This is a genomic window from Achromobacter sp. 01N37 (assembly GCF_056399725.1).
Map to the genome: position 1 here is coordinate 470,264 of NZ_JBFTRX010000003.1, position 18,811 is coordinate 489,074.

At 63.6% G+C, this 18,811-nt stretch carries 19 protein-coding genes; 12 read left to right on the plus strand and 7 right to left on the minus strand.

The features are described from left to right. Positions 1-31 precede the first annotated feature (31 nt). Positions 32-448 (minus strand): cupin domain-containing protein, encoded by a 417-nt coding sequence (locus AC1DSJ_RS08280; protein ID WP_054426340.1) that lies wholly within the window; start codon positions 446-448, stop codon positions 32-34. Positions 449-622: 174 nt separating this feature from the next. Here AC1DSJ_RS08280 and folC point away from each other — a divergent pair, with 174 nt between their 5' ends. From folC to purF, 4 genes are all read left to right on the plus strand, one after another. After that, positions 623-1,933: a bifunctional tetrahydrofolate synthase/dihydrofolate synthase gene (gene folC, locus AC1DSJ_RS08285; protein ID WP_054425882.1), complete on the plus strand. Its 1,311-nt coding sequence runs from the start codon at positions 623-625 to the stop codon at positions 1,931-1,933. A gap of 63 nt (positions 1,934-1,996) precedes the next feature. After that, a complete protein-coding gene (locus tag AC1DSJ_RS08290) occupies positions 1,997-2,803 on the plus strand; it encodes an SPOR domain-containing protein (protein ID WP_054425880.1) in 807 nt (268 codons plus the stop codon). Next, positions 2,803-3,291: a CvpA family protein gene (locus AC1DSJ_RS08295; RefSeq protein WP_050446568.1), complete on the plus strand. Its 489-nt coding sequence runs from the start codon at positions 2,803-2,805 to the stop codon at positions 3,289-3,291. The genes AC1DSJ_RS08290 and AC1DSJ_RS08295 overlap by 1 nt, the downstream gene beginning before the upstream one ends. Positions 3,292-3,321: 30 nt before the next feature. Beyond that, on the plus strand, positions 3,322-4,842 hold the full coding sequence (gene purF, locus AC1DSJ_RS08300) for an amidophosphoribosyltransferase (RefSeq protein WP_054425878.1): 1,521 nt from the start codon (positions 3,322-3,324) through the stop codon (positions 4,840-4,842). 136 nt (positions 4,843-4,978) lie between these two features. On the opposite strand, the gene AC1DSJ_RS08305 is transcribed toward purF, so the two are convergent. From AC1DSJ_RS08305 to AC1DSJ_RS08330, 6 genes are all read right to left on the minus strand, one after another. After that, positions 4,979-5,491 carry a M48 metallopeptidase family protein gene (locus tag AC1DSJ_RS08305; protein WP_441371265.1) on the minus strand — a complete coding sequence of 171 codons (513 nt, stop codon included), beginning with the start codon at positions 5,489-5,491 and terminating at the stop codon, positions 4,979-4,981. Positions 5,492-5,536: 45 nt separating this feature from the next. Beyond that, positions 5,537-6,022: a disulfide bond formation protein B gene (locus AC1DSJ_RS08310; protein ID WP_054425874.1), complete on the minus strand. Its 486-nt coding sequence runs from the start codon at positions 6,020-6,022 to the stop codon at positions 5,537-5,539. A gap of 51 nt (positions 6,023-6,073) precedes the next feature. Further along, positions 6,074-6,787 carry a MarC family protein gene (locus AC1DSJ_RS08315; RefSeq protein WP_054425872.1) on the minus strand — a complete coding sequence of 238 codons (714 nt, stop codon included), beginning with the start codon at positions 6,785-6,787 and terminating at the stop codon, positions 6,074-6,076. A 79-nt stretch (positions 6,788-6,866) separates the two neighbouring features. Next, positions 6,867-9,473 carry a [protein-PII] uridylyltransferase gene (locus AC1DSJ_RS08320; RefSeq protein ID WP_054425870.1) on the minus strand — a complete coding sequence of 869 codons (2,607 nt, stop codon included), beginning with the start codon at positions 9,471-9,473 and terminating at the stop codon, positions 6,867-6,869. 19 nt (positions 9,474-9,492) lie between these two features. Next, positions 9,493-10,314 (minus strand): type I methionyl aminopeptidase, encoded by an 822-nt coding sequence (gene map / locus AC1DSJ_RS08325; RefSeq protein WP_175168438.1) that lies wholly within the window; start codon positions 10,312-10,314, stop codon positions 9,493-9,495. 338 nt (positions 10,315-10,652) lie between these two features. Then, positions 10,653-10,889, minus strand: coding sequence for a hypothetical protein (locus AC1DSJ_RS08330; protein WP_156336818.1), 237 nt, complete (start codon positions 10,887-10,889; stop codon positions 10,653-10,655). 205 nt (positions 10,890-11,094) lie between these two features. Here AC1DSJ_RS08330 and rpsB point away from each other — a divergent pair, with 205 nt between their 5' ends. The 8 genes from rpsB to rseP all read left to right on the plus strand — a co-directional run bounded on the left by rpsB (position 11,095) and on the right by rseP (position 18,801). Then, a complete protein-coding gene (gene rpsB / locus AC1DSJ_RS08335) occupies positions 11,095-11,844 on the plus strand; it encodes a 30S ribosomal protein S2 (protein WP_050446560.1) in 750 nt (249 codons plus the stop codon). A gap of 180 nt (positions 11,845-12,024) precedes the next feature. Beyond that, complete coding sequence (gene tsf, locus AC1DSJ_RS08340; protein ID WP_054425866.1) at positions 12,025-12,903, plus strand: translation elongation factor Ts; 879 nt, start codon at positions 12,025-12,027, stop codon at positions 12,901-12,903. 180 nt (positions 12,904-13,083) lie between these two features. Further along, positions 13,084-13,800 carry a UMP kinase gene (gene pyrH, locus AC1DSJ_RS08345; protein ID WP_054425864.1) on the plus strand — a complete coding sequence of 239 codons (717 nt, stop codon included), beginning with the start codon at positions 13,084-13,086 and terminating at the stop codon, positions 13,798-13,800. 15 nt (positions 13,801-13,815) lie between these two features. Continuing rightward, complete coding sequence (gene frr / locus AC1DSJ_RS08350; RefSeq protein WP_054425862.1) at positions 13,816-14,376, plus strand: ribosome recycling factor; 561 nt, start codon at positions 13,816-13,818, stop codon at positions 14,374-14,376. Positions 14,377-14,555: 179 nt separating this feature from the next. Beyond that, positions 14,556-15,320, plus strand: a complete 765-nt coding sequence (gene uppS / locus AC1DSJ_RS08355) for a polyprenyl diphosphate synthase (RefSeq protein ID WP_054425860.1) — start codon at positions 14,556-14,558, stop codon at positions 15,318-15,320. Between the two features lie 52 nt (positions 15,321-15,372). After that, a complete protein-coding gene (locus tag AC1DSJ_RS08360) occupies positions 15,373-16,230 on the plus strand; it encodes a phosphatidate cytidylyltransferase (RefSeq protein WP_476760296.1) in 858 nt (285 codons plus the stop codon). Beyond that, positions 16,227-17,426, plus strand: a complete 1,200-nt coding sequence (locus tag AC1DSJ_RS08365; protein ID WP_476760297.1) for a 1-deoxy-D-xylulose-5-phosphate reductoisomerase — start codon at positions 16,227-16,229, stop codon at positions 17,424-17,426. The genes AC1DSJ_RS08360 and AC1DSJ_RS08365 overlap by 4 nt, the downstream gene beginning before the upstream one ends. 43 nt (positions 17,427-17,469) lie before the next feature. After that, positions 17,470-18,801, plus strand: a complete 1,332-nt coding sequence (rseP, locus tag AC1DSJ_RS08370; RefSeq protein ID WP_175168440.1) for an RIP metalloprotease RseP — start codon at positions 17,470-17,472, stop codon at positions 18,799-18,801. Positions 18,802-18,811: the final 10 nt, after the last annotated feature.

Genomic DNA, 18,811 nt, shown 5'->3' on the forward strand with positions numbered 1-18,811 from the left:
CTCTGCGGCCGCTGCCTATTGCTGCGCCGAGTCAGGCGGCAGCGGGTGGCGCCGGAAAGTCCCGGATCACGCGGTCGGGGGATTCTTCATACGGGGGGGTATAGATCACCAGCAGGCGGGCGGGCTCGTCGCTGGTCACGGTGAACACGTGGGGGATGTCGGGCGGGAAGTAGCAGCAATCGCCGGGGCCCATGTCGGCCCATTCGTCCTGCACTTGCGCGCGGGCGGTGCCCGACAACAGATAACAGACCTGTTCGATGCCGGGGTGAGCATGGGGCAGCGCGCCTTTGCCCTTGTCGATCACGCCCAGCAGCACTTCCACGCCGCGCGAGCCGACGGTGTCGGGGCCGATCAGCCGGCGGTTCAACGTGCCGGTGTGGTTGGCGGGGTGGTAGCCCGGAACGTCGGCCTCGCGGACCAGCCAGCTGGGGGTTTTTTGCTGCGTCATGTTCATCCGTTTAAATTTTCATACGTAAATTTATTTTCACGTATGAGAAAAACATCGGCAAGCGCTTTTTCGGTGCAGATACTGTGTCGCGCCCTAGGGGATTAGGGAAAACACCGGGCGCAGACTGCTAAAATCCGGGGCTGATTCAACACGACCCCCGTCTCCACCCCCGCCATGTCCCCTGTTTCCCAGCCTGACGCATCCGCCACCCTGTCTGATTGGCTCCAGTATCTGGAATCCATCCACGCCACCGCGATCGACATGGGCCTGGATCGCGTGCGCGAGGTTGCCACGCGCATGGGGCTTGAGCTGTCCGGCGTGAAGTTCGTTGTCGGCGGCACCAACGGCAAAGGGTCCACCTGTGCCATGCTGGAAGCCATTCTGCTGGCGGCAGGCTACAAAGTGGGGCTGTACACCTCCCCGCACCTGATCGATTTCAACGAACGCGCCCGCGTCAACGGGCAGATCGCCTCCGATGATGCGCTGATCGCCCAGTTCCAGGCGGTGGAAGCGGCGCGCGGCGAGGTCTCGCTGACGTACTTCGAATTCACCACGCTGGCCATCCTGCGCCTGTTCTCGCAATCGCGCCTGGACGCGGTGGTGCTGGAAGTGGGTCTGGGCGGCCGGCTGGACGCCGTCAACATCGTTGACGCCGACTGCTCAATCGTCACCAGCGTCGACCTTGACCACACCGACTGGCTGGGCGACACCCGCGAAAAAATCGGTTTCGAAAAAGCGCACATCTACCGCGCCGGCCGTCCCGCTATTTGCAGCGACCCGGTGCCGCCGCAATCGCTGCTGGATTACGTCGAAAAGATCGGCGCCGACCTCTGGTTGTTTGGGCGCGACTTCAACTATTCCGGCGACCGCCAGCAATGGGCGTTCGGAGGCCGCGAACAACGCCGCAGCGCGCTGGCCTATCCGGCCCTGCGCGGCGCCAATCAATTGCTGAACGCATCGGCCGCGCTGGCCGCGCTGGAGTCCGTGCGCGATCGCCTGCCGGTGCCGGCGCAGGCCGTGCGCCTGGGGCTGCTGCAGGCATCGCTGCCGGGCCGCTTCCAGATCCTGCCGGGCCAGCCGTCCGTGATTCTGGACGTGGCGCACAACCCGCACGCCGCCGCCGTGCTGGCGCAGAATCTGGACAACATGGGCTTTCATCCCTATACCCACGCGGTATTCGGCATGTTGAACGACAAGGACCTGGCTGGCGTCGTCGCCAAAATGGGCACGCGCATTGATCACTGGTACTGCGCAGGCCTGCCGGGCCCGCGCGGAACGTCCGGGCAGGCGCTGGCGGATCAGGTTGCCGCCGCCTTGCCGCCGTCGCCCGCGGGGGCGGAAAGCCCCAGCATCGCCGCCTTCGAAGATCCCGCCGAGGCCTACGCCGCAGCGCGCGAACGGGCGGTCGAGAATGATAGAATCGTCGTGTTTGGGTCGTTTCTCACCGTGGCCTCGGTTTTGCAGGCTCTGGGTCGCAAGGCATAGGCAAATCGGCTCGTGGCGGCCCACCGCCATATTGCCGAAAGGCGCCGCAAGGAATTCTCTTCCATGGGTTTTTTCAAACGCAAAGATCCTGCCGACCAGGCGCAGTCCTCTAAACGGGCGGCAGTGCCTAGCGAGGTTCAGGCTGCGGAGCTGCGCGGGCGCGCGCGGCGCAGGTTGGCAGGCGCCGTCGCGCTGGTGCTGGCGGCTGTCATCATTCTTCCCATGGTGCTTGATTCGCAGCCCGTACCGGTTGCCGACAACATTCCCATCCGGGTGCCGGATCGCAACACGCCGTTCCAGCCGCAGGTAGGCGAGCCGCAAGCGGCTGCCCCCACCACGCCGGATGCCGCGCCCACGGAAGGTTCCGGCGTTCCCACGCCGCCGCCGGTCACGTCGGTGCCGCCCGTGGCAACGGCCCCGACGCCGCAGACGACCGTGCAAGTCACGCCGCCGCTTGTGCCGCCCAAGCCGGAAACCAAGCCCAAGCCCGAACCCAAGCCGGAATCCAAGCCCGAGCCCAAACCGACGCCCAAGCCCGAGACGCGTTCCGACGACGGCGCCCGCGCGCTGGCCTTGCTGGAAGGGCGTTCGGCGCCGGCCGCCACCGCGCCGGCCCCCAAGCCCGCCGCCGCCAAGGGTAATTTCGTGCTGCAGATTGCGGCTTACACGACGTCGGAAGACGCCCAATCGCGCCGCGCCAAACTGCATCAGGCCGGCGTCACCAATGCATTTGTGGAACAAGCCTCCATTGGAGGCAAACAGCAGTACCGTCTGCGCGTGGGGCCGTTCCCTTCGCGTGAGGCGGCACAGGCGGCCCAGGCGCGTTTGCGCACCTTGGGCTATGACAATGGTTTCATTGCTGCCCAATAGTGACCGGTTTCGACTTCGTCGTACTGGCCATCCTGGTGGTCTCGGGTGTGCTGGGCCTGGTGCGCGGCCTGCTCAAAGAGGTGCTGTCGCTGGTCGCCTATCTGCTGGCCTTTGTGGCCGCGATATGGTGGGGCCCCACGGTGTATACGTGGCTGGAGCCCTATATTGAAACGACGCTGCTGCGCATGGGAGTCTCATACGCCGTGGTGTTCATCCTAGTGCTGCTCGGTGTGGGTTTGGTCAACATGACGCTAGCCGCCTTGATCCGCAGTACCGGACTCAGCCCCGCCGATCACGGCCTGGGCGGAATGTTCGGGCTGGCCCGTGGTCTGGTGATCGTGCTGGCGTTGGTGGCCGCTGCGGGCTACACGCCGCTACCCCAAGAGCCGTGGTGGAAGGACGCCATGTTTTCGCATTCGGCCATCGAGGCCATCAAACATATCAAAACGTGGCTGCCGCCGTCTTTGGCGACTTGGCTGCCGTATTGATTAGCTTCAAATCAACCAGGAAATCTCACCATGTGTGGAATCGTAGGGGTCATCGGGCGCGGGCCGGTCAACCAGCTGCTCTATGACAGCTTGCTGCTGTTGCAGCATCGCGGGCAGGACGCCGCGGGCATCGCGACGTCGCAAGGCAACCAATTCAATATGTACAAGGCCCACGGCCTGGTGCGCGACGTTTTCCGTACGCGCAACATGCGTTCGTTGCCGGGTACGTCTGGCGTCGGCCAGGTCCGCTATCCCACCGCGGGCTCCAGCGCCAGCGAGGAAGAGGCCCAGCCGTTCTACGTCAACGCCCCGTTCGGCATCATGTTCGCCCACAACGGCAACCTGACGAACTGGCGTGAACTGCGCGAATCGCTCTACCGGGTCGATCGCCGCCACATCAACACGAACTCTGATTCCGAAGTGCTGCTGAACGTGCTTGCGCACGAACTGCAATCGTCGGCGAACGGCGTGTCGCTGGATGATGACGCGATCTTCCGCGCGGTGTCCGCCGTGCACAAGCGCGTGCGCGGCGCCTACGCCGTCGTGGCGCAGATTTCCGGCTACGGCCTGCTCGCTTTCCGCGACCCCAACGGCATCCGCCCGTTGTGTATCGGCCGCATGGAAACCGATGAAGGCGTGGAATGGATGGTGGCCTCGGAATCGGTGGCGCTGGAAGGCAGCGGTTTTGTCTTCGTGCGAGACGTCGAGCCGGGCGAAGCCGTGTTTGTCGACCTGGACGGCCGCTTCGTCAGCCGCCAGTGCGCCGACAATCCGCAGCTGGTGCCGTGCATTTTCGAATACGTGTACTTCGCGCGTCCGGACTCGCTGATCGACGGCGTGTCGGTCTACGACGCCCGTCTGCGCATGGGTGAATACCTGGCCGACAAGGTGGCGCGCAACATGCGTCTGGGCGACATCGACGTCGTCATGCCGATTCCGGATTCCTCGCGTCCGGCCGCCATGCAGCTGGCCGCCCGCCTGAACCTGGACTACCGCGAAGGGCTGATCAAGAACCGTTACGTCGGCCGCACCTTCATCATGCCGGGTCAGGCGGTGCGCCGTAAGTCCGTGCGCCAGAAGCTCAATGCCATCGGCATGGAGTTCAAGGGCAAGAACGTGCTGCTGGTTGATGACTCCATCGTGCGTGGCACCACCAGCCGTGAAATCGTCGACATGGCGCGCGCTGCTGGCGCCAACAAGGTGTACTTCGCGTCCGCCGCGCCTCCGGTCCGCTTCCCGAACGTGTACGGCATCGACATGCCCACGCAATCGGAACTGATCGCCACCGGCCGCAGCGACGAAGAAATCGCCCGCGCCATCGGCGCCGACTCGCTGATTTACCAGGATCTGGCCGACATGCAGCAATCGGTGCGTGACCTGAACCCCAAGATGTCGCGCTTCGAGGCTTCGTGCTTCGACGGCGAGTATGTCACGGGCGACATCACCGCCGAATACCTGGCCCGCCTGGGTCAGTCTCGCGCGGAGCCGGGGCAGGACGAGGGCGCAAGCGGCCTGCAATTCAACATGGGCTACGCCGCCAACGACGCCTGATCCGTCGCGCGAATAAGCTCAATAAAAATGCCGTCCCTTGGGACGGCATTTTTTTCGTCGCGCCTTTTCTGCACGCATTTTCGTGGCGCTTTCTATGTAGCGCTTTTTTTGGCGGCGCCAGCCAATGCGGCGCCCGTCAGCCCTTGGTATCCCACAGCGTTTCGCGCGTCGCTTCCAAATGCGTCAGGTACAGCCGCAGGTCGAACTCGTACTGGTGATAGTGCGGCTCCATGCGCAGGCACAGGTTGTAGAAGGCCTTGTTGTGATCCTTCTCTTTCAGGTGCGCCAGCTCATGCACGGTGATCATTTTCAAAAACTCGGCCGGCACCGTCTTGAACAGCGTCGCCACGCGGATCTCGTGCTTGGCGCGCAGCTTGCCGCCTTGCACGCGCGAGATGTAGGTGTGCTGCCCCAGCGCATGCTGAATGACATGGATCTTGCTGTCATAGGCCACCTTGTTGATCAGGTCGCCATTGCGCATATAGGTGTTCTTCAAGTCCGTCACGTACTCGTACAGCGCACGGTCGGTGCGCACATCGTGCGGGCCGTCGGGGTAGCGGGACTTGAGCGCCGGGCCCAGCTTGCCTTGGTCAAGCAGCGTCTGGGCATGGAGCAGCAGATTTTCGGGATAGCCGGTCAGGTACTTCAAAGCGGTCGCAGCGGGTGAGTCACAGCAAGAGACAAAAGCTCGGTATTACTGGGGGCGGCCGCGGCCGAACACCACCGGCAGCGCCATGAAGAACAGGACCACAAACAGCGCCAGGCTCCACAACGCATACTCGATGCCCAGCAGCGGCACCTTGGCGTCCATGCAGGTGGCGAAGATGCCGAACACCCAGGGCACGTTGCCTTCCAGGCCGATGCCGGTCATGAAGCGGTCGGCGAAGGTCTGGTCGCAAGACAGCATGTTGGCGGCAACCGTGTACTGATACCAGGCGGCGACCACGCCAGACAGCGACAGCAGGGCGGCTAAGGCACCCGCGATACGGGTCAGCGCGCGTCCGCCGCCAAAGCCGCCGATCAGGGCCACCACGCCAATCACCAGATAAATCAGGCGTTGCAGCACGCACCAGGCGCAGGGCGGCATATCGAAAACGTGTTGGGAAATCAGGGCCACACCCACAGCGCCAAAACAGAATAGGGCGATCAGGCGAAGCAGGCGTTCAGAGCGGGTAGTCATTGTTGTTCTACGTCAGGGATGAGTCGGAGCGGGCAGGGCGCCCGGCTAGGCTTAGGCCTTGGGAATTGGAATTGGTTGCATCACTTGCGTCAGCAGGCCCAACATCAGGTCGCGCGCGCCTTCCCAGAAGATCTGCACCCCCAGGCACAGCATGATGAACGCCGACAGCCGCATGAATACCGCGGTGCCGTTGTCACCCAGCCGGTGCAGCATTTGGGCGGCGAAGCGCAGGCAGATATACAGCGTCAACGACACAACGATGATGCCGGGGATGGAGCCGCCCAGCCGCACCAGGCTCAGCACGTGGTTCTGGTCCCGCAGTGACACGCCCACGGTGATGGCGGCGGCGATGGAGCCCGGGCCGCAGCTGATCGGGAACGTCAGCGGGTAGAACGCGCGGGCTTTCGCCATTTCGGGGGTGAAGGATTCCGCCATGCGCGCCACGCGTTCCGTGTCGGCATCCGGCGAATTCACCAGCCGCCATGCGCTGGCAATCACCAGCATGCCGCCGCCCACTCGCACGATCGACAGCGAAATGCCGAAGAAGCTGAGCAGCACGTTGCCGGCGACCATGGCCACGATCAGCATCAGGCAGACGTTGATGGCGACGCGCTTGGCCAGCACCATCCGGGTGGAAGACGATGCGCCTTCGGTCAGCGACAGGAAAATCGGCGCGATGGCGGGCGGGTTAAGGAAGGGCAGGAGCGTGGCCAGCGCGAAGAAAAAGCTGCCACCAAAAAAGCGCAAATAGTCGTTGAGCTGCATGGAGCGGACATCGCCTAGCCGAAAACCCGGATTGTATGCGTTCCGGGCGCTGTCTGGCGATGTCCGTCTCGGGGGCGGATCAAGCCACCCGCTGTTGCGCCTCTTCGCCCGCCAGGGCGTCCAGCACGTCGCGTTCGAACTGCATCTGGCTGCGCGGGCGGGCCAGGGCCGAACCGTCAACGATGAACACGTCTTCCACGCGGTCGCCCAGCGTCATGATCTTGGCCATCAGCAGGTTGACTTCATGTTGCGCGAACACGCGGGCCAGCGCGTGCAGCAGGCCGGGGCGGTCGGTAGCGGTCACCGACAGGCGCCACGACGTGCTGCGCTCATCCGGCTGCAATTCGGCTTGCGGCATCACCGGGAACACGCGCGACACCCGTGATTGCCGTCCGCGGCCGTAGTAGCCGCCGCGGCTGGGCTGCGCTTGCGCTGCGGCGTGCGGGTCTTTCAGGCGTTCGGCAAGTTCGTGTTCGACAAGCGTGGCCTGCGCGCGCAGGTCGCTGGTGCCTTCGGGCAGCAGCACGATGAAGCTGTCCAGCGCCCAGCCGTGGCGCGTTGTGTGGATGCGGGCGTCTTGAATCGACAGGCACTTGGCGTCGAAGTAGCCGCAGATCGCCACGAACAGGTCCGGCGCGTCACGCGTGTAGACCATGATTTGCAGGCCTTCGCCCTGCTCGGTGGGCCGCGCCCTGACGACAGCCTGAGCGGGCGCCACCTGGTGATACAGATGGCGCGTGTGCCAGGCGATGTCGGACGCGTCGTGGCGCAGGAAGTAGGCCACGTCGAGCTGGTTCCAGAAGGCTTCGCGAGCGTCGTCGCGCAGGCCGGCCAGCCTCGTCAGGCGGGCGGCTTCTTCCTTGCGTTCGGTCAGCACGGTGTGCGCGTCGGCGTGCGCGCCGCCCAATGCCGCCAGCGTCAGCTTGTACAAGTCTTCCAGCAGCTTGCCCTTCCAGGCGTTCCAGACCTTGGGGCTGGTGCCGCGGATATCGGCCACGGTCAGCAGGTAGAGCGCGGTCAGATGGCGCTCGTCCTTCACGGTGGCGGCGAATTCCTGCACGACGGCCGGGTCGGAGAGATCGCGTTTTTGCGCCACGGCCGACATCAGCAAGTGCTGGCGCACCAGGAACTCGACGAGTTTCGTGTCCTCGGGCTCCATGCCGTGGTCTTGCGCGAACTTGCGCACTTCGCGCGCGCCCAGTTCGGAGTGGTCGCCGCCACGTCCCTTGGCGATGTCATGGAACAGCGCGGCCACATACAGCAGCCAGTGCCGGTCCAGCCCGGCGATCAGCTGGCTGGCCAGCGGATATTCTTGCGCGTGTTCAGGCATGGTGAAGCGGCGCAGGTTGCGCACCACGGCCAGCGTGTGCTGGTCCACCGTGTAGGCATGGAAAAGGTCGTGCTGCATCTGGCCCACGATGCGGCGGAACACCGGCAGGTAGCGCGGCAGAATGTTCAGCATCGTCATGCGGCGCAATTCATGCACGATGCCGCGCGGCTGTTGCAGGATCTGCAGGAACAGCTTGCGGTTGACCGGGTTGCGGCGGAACTGCGCGTCGATGCGGTGGCGGGAATGCCAGATGGCGCGCAGCGTGCGGGCCGACATGCCGGTGAGTTCGGGGTGTTGCTGCATCACCAGGAAGGCGCGCAGCAGCAGGGTGGGGTTGCGTTCGAAGCCGTCGTCGCGAATGATGTCGAGACGGTCTCGCAGGTTGCGGAAATCGTCGTCGATGTCGCGCGCATCGCTGTCAGGGCGCGGAAACAGGCGCTCTTCGATGTTCTGCACCAAGATGCCATTCAACTGCGTGACCAGCCGCGCCGCCCAGTAGTAGCGTTGCATCAGCAGTTCGCTGCTGCGCCGCGTGGCGGTCGCGTGAATGCGATAGACCTCGGCCAACGCCGGTTGCAGGTCAAACAGCACGCGGTCTTCGCGGCGGTTCGACAGCAGGTGCAGTTCGATGCGCAGGCGCTTGAAGGCTTGTTCCGCCTTGCGCAGGTCGCGCGCTTCCGATGACGTCAACAGGCCCGCTTGCGCGACCGAACGCCAGCTATTGCCAAAGCCCGCGGCGCGCGCCATCCACAAGATGACTTGCAGATCGCGCAAACCGCCGGGCGACTCTTTGCAGTTCGGCTCCAGCGCGTAGGGCGTGTCGTGATAGCGCGCGTGGCGCTGCTGCATTTCAACGCGCTTGGCGCGGAAAAAGGCGCGCGGGTCCAGGCGCGACTTGGTCGCCGCGTCGAACTTTCTCATCAGTACGCGGCTGCCCGCCAGCCAGCGCGATTCCAGCAGCGCGGTTTCGACGGTGATGTCCGCGTCGGCCTCGCGTTCGCAGTCTTCTATGGTGCGCACGCTGTGGCCGGGCTCAAGCCCCAGGTCCCACAGTGCCGCCACCAATTGTTCAATGGCCGATTCGTCTTCGCGCGTGGGCACATGCGGCAACAGAATCAGCAGGTCGACGTCGGAATGCGGATAGAGTTCGCCGCGGCCATAGCCGCCCACGGCCGCCAGCGTGGCGCCGATCGGCAGCGGGTAGTGCTTGACCAGGTCGCGCAGGGCGGCGTCAACGATGCGGCGCAGCTCGGACAGCAACGTGTCCGGGCGTTCGTGCTCGCGGAACTGGGCCACCGCGGCCCGCCGGGATTGCTGGATGCGTTCACGCAGGGAGCTAAGAAATTCGGCGGTCATGGTGGCGGACGGCTAGGCCTCAGACGGCGGGGATGACGATGGGCTCGGTGATGAAGGCGGGCGGCTGCGGCATGCCGGGGGACAAGGTCAGCACTTCATAGCCCGTATCCGTAACACATACAGCATGCTCCCACTGGGCGGACAGGCTGTGATCGCGGGTAACAACCGTCCAACCATCGGACAATTGGCGGATCTCGCGGCGGCCGGCGTTGATCATGGGCTCGATCGTGAAGAGCATACCCGTCACCAATTTCACGCCCGAGCCAGGCTTGCCGTAGTGCAACACTTGCGGGTCTTCGTGAAAGCGCTGGCCGATGCCATGGCCGCAGAATTCGCGCACGACGGAAAAGCCGTTGGATTCCGCGTGCTTCTGGATGGCGTTGCCGATGTCGCCCAGGGTGGCGCCGTTCTTGACCTGCTGGATGCCCTTCCACATGCACTCGAAGGTGATCTCGGTCAGGCGGCGCGACAGAATGGATTGCTCGCCCACGGCGTACATGCGGCTGGTGTCGCCAAACCAGCCGTCTTTGATGATGGTGACGTCAATGTTCAGCGAATCGCCGTTTTTCAGCACCTTGTCGCCCGGAATGCCGTGGCAGACCTGGTGATTCACCGACGTACAGATGGCGCCAGGGAAGGGCGGGTAGCCAGGCGGGGCGTAGCCCACGGTGGCGGACTTCACCTTGAGTTCGTCAGTCAGGTATTCCAGGCAGAGGCGGTCCAGCTCTCCGGTTGTTACACCCGGCTTCACATAGGGGGTGATGAAATCGAGGACTTTGGCGGCGTCCTGGCAGGCGGCGCGCATCTTGGCCAGGTCGGCCGGATTGGTAATTGTGCCCATGGAGTAACTTGACGATCTCTCGCTTGAATGTCTGCTTGAAAGAATAGTAGAATTATAGGCTTCCCTAAAATTTTGGGGAGCAATCGGGTTACGGCAAGAGCCGATCCTGGCGAAGGTGGGCGTCTAAAACGCCTGCACTTGAGGCTAAAAGCTATTTCAACCGATCCGCTTCATGAGATCGGCAGCAAGCCCTGAAGTTTCACCGCAAGCGAAGGTTGTGGAGCGAAATCGGGCAGGTTGTCAGGTTCTGAAGCGGGCCGCGCGGGGTAGCCCCAGTCAAGAGTCGCAGGCGTTTTTGAGTCTGGCGGAGCCGGGGCGCGGCGTGCTTGTAAGCCCGGTCATGTTTTTGAGCGGCGATGCAGGTTCGGTATGGGCGCCAGATTAAGTTCTTGAAAACCTTCGGGTTTTTTGAAGAAATGCCCTGGTGGCCTGATGCGCGGGATGGCGTCAAGCCTGAGCGCGAAGAGCTGGATTTCGCTGCCAACAAAACAAGTCCGGGTGCGCTGAATCCCCGGAAACTTCCAGGAATCTCCTGGAGTGTCTGGCTCAGCGCCATATCTGTCCAGTACAGGCATGTTCAAGTGTGCAGTGCAAGGCTCTCGTCGTGGCGGCCGTCTGGGTTTATCGCGGAAGCAGTATTTTTATTGCGACAGTGATCGGTCGGCCCGGTTAAAATTTTGTCCATCCCGCATGTTGCGGGAAATCGCGCGCAACACCACCCAGGGTGTCAGCAGAAGCTGATGCAGGTGCGGCGCAAGAAATCAACCCTTGGAGAATTACATGTCTTTGATGCGCGAAATGCTGGAAGCGGGTGTCCACTTCGGTCACCAAACCCGTTACTGGAACCCCAAGATGGCTCCGTACATCTTCGGTCACCGCAACAAGATTCACATCATCAACCTGGAAAAGACGGTTGATAAGTACCAGGAAGCCACCAAGTTCGTGAAGCAGATCGCTGCTCGCGGCGGCAACATCCTGTTCGTTGGCACCAAGCGCGCTGCGCGTGAACTGGTCGCCTCCGAAGCCGCTCGTTGCGGCATGCCCTTCGTCGACGCCCGCTGGCTCGGCGGCATGCTGACCAACTTCAAGACGGTCAAGACCTCGGTCAAGCGCCTGAAGGACATGGAAGTCGTCGTCGCCGAAGGCGGCGCCGAGCGCATGATCAAGAAGGAAGGCCTGCTGTTCCAACGCGAACTGGACAAGCTGAACAAGTCGATCGGCGGCATCAAGGACATGAACGGTCTGCCTGACGCCATGTTCGTCATCGACGTCGGCTACCACAAGATCGCCATCGCCGAAGCCAAGACGCTGGGTATCCCGGTCGTCGCCGTGGTTGATACCAACCACTCGCCCGACGGTATCGACTACGTCATCCCGGGTAACGATGACTCGGCCAAGGCCATCGCGCTGTACGCCAAGGGCATCGCCGACGCCGTGCTGGAAGGCCGCGAACAGAACATGAACGGTCTGGTCGAAGAGCTGGGTGAAGGTCAGGAAGAGTTCGTCGAAGTGCAGGACAACCAGGCCTAAGCCTATTGTCATGTCCGGCGGTTAGCGTTCGGGAGCGGTTTTTGCAAAAGATCCGCTCCCGCCTCGCCGGCACTGCGAAGGTGGGCTCCCATCTTCCGAACCCGCGACTTGCGGGCGTCCCATCGAATCAAATCACTGCCCCGGCGAGCCGGGGCGTGTCTTAGCAAAATTGGAGCAAACATGGCTGAAATTACCGCTGCCCTGGTCAAGGAACTGCGCGAGAAGACCGACGCGCCCATGATGGAGTGCAAGAAGGCCCTGACGGAAGCCGAAGGCGACCTGGTTCGCGCCGAGGAAATCCTGCGCGTCAAGCTGGGCAACAAGGCCAGCAAGGCTGCTGCCCGCGTCACCGCCGAAGGCCTGATCGGTCTGTTCATCTCCGCCGACGCCAAGCAAGGCGCCGTGATCGAAATCAACTGCGAAACCGACTTCGTCGCCAAGAACGACGACTTCGTGGGCTTCGTGAACAAGCTGGCCGAACTGGTCGCCACGCAGAACCCGGCCGACGTGGCCGCTCTGTCGGCGCTGTCGTTCGGTGAAGGCACCGTTGAAACGACCCGCACCACCCTGATCGGCAAGATCGGCGAAAACATCTCGATCCGCCGCTTCGAGCGCATCGAGACCCCGAACGCGCTGGCCAGCTACGTGCACGGCGGCAAGATCGGCGTGCTGGTGGAATACTCGGGCGCCGAGGAAGTGGGCAAGGACCTGGCGATGCACATCGCCGCCACCAAGCCCAAGGCCCTGAACGCCGACGGCGTGAACCCGGCTGACATCGCCGCCGAGCGCTCGGTTGCCGAGCAGAAGGCTGCTGAATCGGGCAAGCCGGCTGACATCGTCGCCAAGATGGTTGAAGGTTCGGTCGCCAAGTACCTGAAGGAAGTGACCCTGTTGTCGCAGCCGTTCGTCAAGAACGACAAGCACACGGTGGAACAACACCTGAAGGCAAACGGCGCTTCGATCAGCAAGTTCGTGCTGTTCGTTGTCGGCGAAGGTATCGAGAAGAAGACCAGCGACTTCGCCGCTGAGGTTGCAGCCGCCGCCGCCGGCGCCGCCTGACCTCACGGTAGTGCTTAAAGGCCGGCGCTAGATTAAATTCTAGTCCGGCCTTTTTCGCCGCAGGGCGCTGCAAGTTGAAATGCTTGGGAAGCCTGTGTACCCGCGTGGCGGGTGCGGCGTTGGGGGCTTACCCCATTCTTGTCTTACACTTTCGTCGGATTGTTCTTCGGGATATCACCTATGAGCAGCAGAGCATACAAACGGGTTCTTCTCAAACTTTCCGGCGAGGCGCTGATGGGCGACGATGCATTTGGCATCAATCGTTCCACCATCGTCCGCATGACCGATGAGATCGCTGAAGTCGCCGCCACCGGCGTCGAACTGGCCATCGTCATCGGCGGAGGTAATATTTTCCGTGGCGTCGCCCCGGGTGCGCAGGGCATGGACCGCGCCACCGCCGACTACATGGGCATGATGGCCACCATCATGAACGCGCTTGCCCTGCAAGACGCGCTCAAACACAAGGGCATCGACACCCGCGTACAATCCGCCCTGAACATCGATCAGGTCGTCGAACCCTACATCCGCCCGAAAGCCTTGCGTTACCTCGAAGAGGGCAAGGTCGTTATTTTCGCCGCGGGCACCGGCAACCCCTTCTTCACCACCGACACCGCCGCTGCCTTGCGTGGCGCCGAAATCGGAGCGGAGATTGTGTTGAAGGCCACCAAAGTGGACGGCATCTACAGTGCGGACCCCAACAAGGACCCCACTGCGACGCGTTATGCGCGCATCAGCTTCGATGAAGCGATTGTCCGCCGTCTGGAAGTCATGGACGCCACCGCGTTCGCGCTGTGCCGTGACCAGAAACTGCCGATCAAAGTGTTTTCGATCAATAAGTCCGGCGCGCTCAAGCGAGTCGTCAGCGGCGAAGACGAAGGCACCTTGGTACACGTTTAAAAAAAAGGAAATTCCATGAGCGCAGCAGAAATCCGCAAATCCGCCGAAGCCAGGATGGCCAAGTCGCTTGATACGCTCAAGATCAACCTGGGCAAGATCCGCACGGGCCGTGCCCACACCGGCATCCTGGACCACGTGCAGGTCGATTACTACGGCTCGCCCGTTCCGGTCGGCCAGGTCGCCAACGTGAACCTCGTGGACGCTCGCACCATCAGCGTGCAGCCCTACGAAAAGCACATGGCCGGCCCGATCGAAAAGGCCATCCGTGAATCGGACCTGGGTCTGAACCCCATCTCGATGGGCGACACCATCCGCGTGCCGATGCCCGCCCTGACCGAAGAGCGCCGCCGCGATCTGACCAAGGTCGTGCGCAGCGAAGGTGAAGACGCCAAGATCGCCGTGCGCAACCTGCGCCGTGAAGCGAACGAAGCGCTGAAGAAGCTGGTCAAGGACAAGGAAATCTCCGAAGACGACGAGCGTCGTTCGCAGGATGACGTCCAAAAGCTGACCGATCGCGCCGTGACCGACATCGACAAGATGGTCGTCCAGAAAGAAGCGGAAATCATGACCGTATAATCCTTGATTGCTTCGGGGCGGGGCGGCGTTGCCGTTTCGCTCCGGCGTCAGGATTTTCTTGCCTATGCGCCGTCCTTACCATTGCCTTGCAAGTCCCTGTTGCAGCGATGGAATGACGGCGCAGGTTTTTCTCCCGTACTACTGATTTTCGCCGGCCCTCCGCGCGCAGCCCCAGACCCATGGCAACCAGTTCGACCCAGGCGGTTCCCGACACTCGCGACATCCCCGAGCACGTCGCCATCATCATGGATGGCAATGGCCGGTGGGCGACGCGACGGCTGCTGCCTCGCACGGCCGGACACGCCAAGGGCGTGCAAGCGGTGCGCCGTGTGGTGGAAGCCTGCGGCCGCGCAGGCGTGCGCTATCTGACCCTGTTCGCGTTCAGTTCCGAGAACTGGCGCCGGCCCGCCGAAGAAGTGTCGTTGCTGATGCGCCTGTTTGTGCAGGCGCTGGAACGCGAAATCGGCAAGCTGGACGAGCAGGGCGTGCGCTTGCACGTCATCGGCGACTTGAGCGCGTTTGAACCCCGTCTGCAAGAGCTGATCTTCGCCGCCCAAGAGCGCACCGCCCACAACGACCGTCTGCACCTGACAGTCGCCGCCAACTACGGCGGACGCTGGGACATTCTTCAAGCTACCCGCGCCATGCTGGCCGCCGAGCCCGCACTTGCCGCCAAGCCCGAGCTGGTGGACGAAGCGCGCCTGGCTCGTCATCTCTCGATGTCGTGGGCGCCCGAGCCCGACCTGTTCATCCGCACCGGCGGCGAGCAGCGCATTTCCAATTTCCTGATCTGGCAGATGGCCTACGCGGAGTTCTACTTCACGGATCGCTTCTGGCCGGATTTCGGCGCCGCCGAGCTGCAAGCGGCTTTTGACTGGTACCGCACCCGCGAGCGACGCTTCGGCCGCACCAGCGCGCAAGTCAGCGAAAGCGGCGCGCAGTAAACAGACGGCGACAAGCGCGTCTTTCCAAAGCAGCACACGAGGAGACCGTCATATGTTGGGCCAGCGTATCGTTACCGCCGTCATTCTGTTGGCCATTCTGGCCGCCGCAATGATCAGCGCGAACCCCTGGTGGTTTGTTGCCTTGCTAGCCCTGGCCGCCGCGTGCGCCAACTGGGAATGGCTGCGCCTGACGCTGCCGCAACCTCCGTCCCCCCTGATTTCCATTGGTGTCGCCGTGCTGCTGTTTGCCGGCATGCTGGCGCTGGCGTCCGCCTGGCTGGCTGGCGACCGCACGGGCTGGAGCGATCCCGCCTGGGTGGTGCGTTACGTGGTGCCGGCGGTGTCGGCCGTGTGGTTGTTTGGCGGTCTGACGGCGGTGGTGCGTGGCCGCTCCGACGCGCCGCCCGCCAGCCTGGGCTGGTCTGTGTTTTCCGTGCCCGCTGCGTTTGCCGCCTGGGCCGTGCTGGCGCAGATGTTCGTCGCGCGCGGGGCAGGGTTCGTCGTGTCGTTGCTGGCGCTGGTCTGGGTGGCCGACATTGCGGCGTATTTTGCCGGCCGCGCGTTCGGCAAGCGTAAACTTGCCCCGCGGGTCAGCCCGGGCAAGACCATCGAAGGCGCCATTGCCGGTGTGCTGGGCGCAGTGGTCTGGATCGGCCTGTCGAGCTTGTGGGCGGGATCTTTCGGCCACGCTTTGGTCGAACGCTGGAGCTTCTGGTTGGCGCTGCCGATCGCCGCGTTGCTGGGTGTTGTGTCCATTGTGGGTGACCTGTTCGAATCGCTGCTCAAGCGACGCGCGGGCCGCAAAGACTCCAGCACGCTGCTGCCGGGCCATGGCGGGGTCTATGACCGCATCGACGCGATTCTTCCGGTTGCGCCGTTCGCGCTACYTTTGTCTGGAGTGTTGTTTTGAGGGCTTTTCAACGCGTCGTCGTGCTGGGATCGACGGGGTCGATCGGTGAAAGCACGCTGGATGTGATTGCCCGCCACCCTGATCGGCTGGCGGTTTATGCGCTGTCCGCTTACAGCCGGATGGAGCGTTTGGCCGAGCAGGCGCAGGCCTGCCGAGCTGCTGTGGTGGTGGTCCCCGATGAGGCCGCCCGCAAAAAATTTTCCGCCGCGTGGGCAGGCGGGCAGCCCATGCCCGAAATCCGCGTGGGCGCGCAGGCCTTGGCCGACACGGCCGCCGATCCGCACTGTGATTCCGTGATGGCGGCGATTGTTGGCGCAGCCGGGCTGCCCGCCGCGCTGGCGGCCGCACGCAGCGGCAAGCGCGTGCTGCTGGCCAAYAARGAAGCGCTGGTCGCGGCGGGCTCGCTGTTCATGCAGGCCATCCGCGATAACGGCGCCGAACTATTGCCGATCGACAGCGAGCACAACGCCATTTTTCAGTGCCTGCCCCATGGCGGGCGGGCGCAGGCGCCCGACGCGCCCGCGCCAGGTGTGCGCCGGCTGTTGCTGACGGCCTCTGGCGGCCCGTTCCGCGGACGCGACCTGGAAGACCTGCACGACGTAACGCCAGCCCAAGCTTGCGCCCATCCCAACTGGAGCATGGGCCGCAAGATYTCGGTGGACTCSGCSACCATGMTKAACAAGGGSCTGGARGTGATCGAGGCGCACTGGCTGTTCGCCATGCCTGCCGACCGCATCGAGGTCGTGGTGCACCCGCAAAGCGTGGTGCATTCCATGGTCGAATACGACGACGGCTCGGTCCTGGCGCAGCTGGGCCAGCCGGATATGCGGACCCCCATTGCTTACGGGCTGGGGTTCCCTGAGCGGCTGGAAAGCGGGGTCGGACCGCTGGATCTGACGCGCCTGGGCCGCCTGGACTTCGAAAAGCCGGATCTCGCCCGGTTTCCCTGCCTGGCGCTGTCGTTCGCGGCCTTGCGGGCGGGGCAGAGCGCTTGCGTGGCGCTCAACGCCGCCAACGAGATCGCCGTCGACGCGTTTTTGGGCGGCCGGCTGGCCTATACCTGGATTCCGCGCGTGATCGAGGCCTCTCTTGAGTGGCAGGCGCGGCAAGCATCTGTTACGCTCAGCAGTCTTGACGATGTGCTCGCGCTGGATGCAGAGGCGCGCAACTTCGCAGGTAACCTGGGGCTGGCCTGATGGCTGGCCGCGCTTGCTTCTGATTCCCTAGATTCCGATCCCGATGCTTTTCACCCTGTTGGCCTTTGCCGTTGCGCTTGGCTCCCTGATCATTTTTCATGAGCTCGGACATTACTGGGTGGCGCGCCTGTGCGGCGTGAAGGTGCTGCGGTTCTCTGTGGGCTTTGGCAAGGTCATCCTGCGCCGCACCGACCGCCACGGCACGGAATGGGCCGTGTCCGCGTTGCCGCTGGGCGGCTACGTCAAGATGCAGGACGAAGCGCCAGCGGGCGCCAGCCCGTCCGAGGCGGCCGGCGCCTTCAACAACAAATCCGTCGGCAAGCGCATCGCGATCGTCGCTGCCGGCCCCATCTTCAATCTGATCCTTGCCGTCTTTCTGTATGCGGGCCTGAACATGGCCGGCACCGAAGAGCCGCAAGCGATCGTCGCGCAGCCCGCGGCCGAAACCCCGGCGGCGCACGCCGGTCTGCTGCTGGGTGATCGCATCCTGGCCATCGACGGCCAGGAAGTCGGGTCGTGGTCCGACGCACGCTGGCGCCTGATGGACGTCATGGCCACCGGTGGCCGCGCGCTGATTGAAGTCAGCACGCCTTCCGGCGCTGTCCAGCAGCGTGAACTGAACTTGCCCGCGAACGCCATGGACCCGTCCACGGGCGACCCGCTTGCTGCAGCCGGCATCCGCCTGGCCCAACCCAAGCCTGCCGTGCGCGCCGTCATTGATGGCGGGGAAGGGCAGGCCGCCGGGTTGCGCACGGGCGACCTGATCGTCTCGGTGGATGGCAAGCCCACGCCGGACACGGGCGGTCTCGTCAAACAAATTCAGGAAAGCGCAGGCAAGACGCTGGCGCTGACCCTGGTGCGCGACGGCGCCCAAATTTCGCTGAATGTCACGCCCCGCGCAGAGACGGTCAACGGCCAGGAAGTGGGCCGGCTTGGCGTCCAGCTGGGTGGCGACATCCCCATGGTCACCGTGCGCTACGGCTTGTTCGAAAGCGTCTGGCGCGGCGCAGTCCGCACCTGGGACACGGCCTGGTTCTCGCTGCGCATGATGGGCCGCATGGTCACGGGCGATGTTTCCTGGCGCAACGTCAGTGGGCCCGTCACCATCGCCGACTACGCCGGACAGACCGCCCGAATCGGGATTGTTGCGTACATCGCCTATATTGCGTTGATCAGTATCAGCCTGGGCGTACTAAATTTGCTTCCCATACCTATGCTGGATGGCGGCCATCTGCTGTACTATCTCGTCGAAATTGTGCGGGGCAGCCCGCCGCCAGCCAAGTGGATCGACATCGGACAGCGCGCTGGCATTGGTTTATTAGCCGGCCTGATGGGCCTTGCGCTGTTTAACGATTTCACGCGCTTATTCACTTAAGCGCGATTTA

Bases quoted from the DNA above. Each gene is read 5' to 3' on its own strand.
- AC1DSJ_RS08280 (WP_054426340.1), bottom strand. From the start codon at position 448: ATGACGCAGCAAAAAACCCCCAGCTGGCTGGTCCGCGAGGCCGACGTT.
- folC (WP_054425882.1), top strand. From the start codon at position 623: ATGTCCCCTGTTTCCCAGCCTGACGCATCCGCCACCCTGTCTGATTGG.
- AC1DSJ_RS08290 (WP_054425880.1), top strand. From the start codon at position 1,997: ATGGGTTTTTTCAAACGCAAAGATCCTGCCGACCAGGCGCAGTCCTCT.
- purF (WP_054425878.1), top strand. From the start codon at position 3,322: ATGTGTGGAATCGTAGGGGTCATCGGGCGCGGGCCGGTCAACCAGCTG.
- AC1DSJ_RS08310 (WP_054425874.1), bottom strand. From the start codon at position 6,022: ATGACTACCCGCTCTGAACGCCTGCTTCGCCTGATCGCCCTATTCTGT.
- AC1DSJ_RS08315 (WP_054425872.1), bottom strand. From the start codon at position 6,787: ATGCAGCTCAACGACTATTTGCGCTTTTTTGGTGGCAGCTTTTTCTTC.
- AC1DSJ_RS08320 (WP_054425870.1), bottom strand. From the start codon at position 9,473: ATGACCGCCGAATTTCTTAGCTCCCTGCGTGAACGCATCCAGCAATCC.
- map (WP_175168438.1), bottom strand. From the start codon at position 10,314: ATGGGCACAATTACCAATCCGGCCGACCTGGCCAAGATGCGCGCCGCC.
- AC1DSJ_RS08330 (WP_156336818.1), bottom strand. From the start codon at position 10,889: ATGCCTGTACTGGACAGATATGGCGCTGAGCCAGACACTCCAGGAGAT.
- rpsB (WP_050446560.1), top strand. From the start codon at position 11,095: ATGTCTTTGATGCGCGAAATGCTGGAAGCGGGTGTCCACTTCGGTCAC.
- tsf (WP_054425866.1), top strand. From the start codon at position 12,025: ATGGCTGAAATTACCGCTGCCCTGGTCAAGGAACTGCGCGAGAAGACC.
- pyrH (WP_054425864.1), top strand. From the start codon at position 13,084: ATGAGCAGCAGAGCATACAAACGGGTTCTTCTCAAACTTTCCGGCGAG.
- frr (WP_054425862.1), top strand. From the start codon at position 13,816: ATGAGCGCAGCAGAAATCCGCAAATCCGCCGAAGCCAGGATGGCCAAG.
- uppS (WP_054425860.1), top strand. From the start codon at position 14,556: ATGGCAACCAGTTCGACCCAGGCGGTTCCCGACACTCGCGACATCCCC.
- rseP (WP_175168440.1), top strand. From the start codon at position 17,470: ATGCTTTTCACCCTGTTGGCCTTTGCCGTTGCGCTTGGCTCCCTGATC.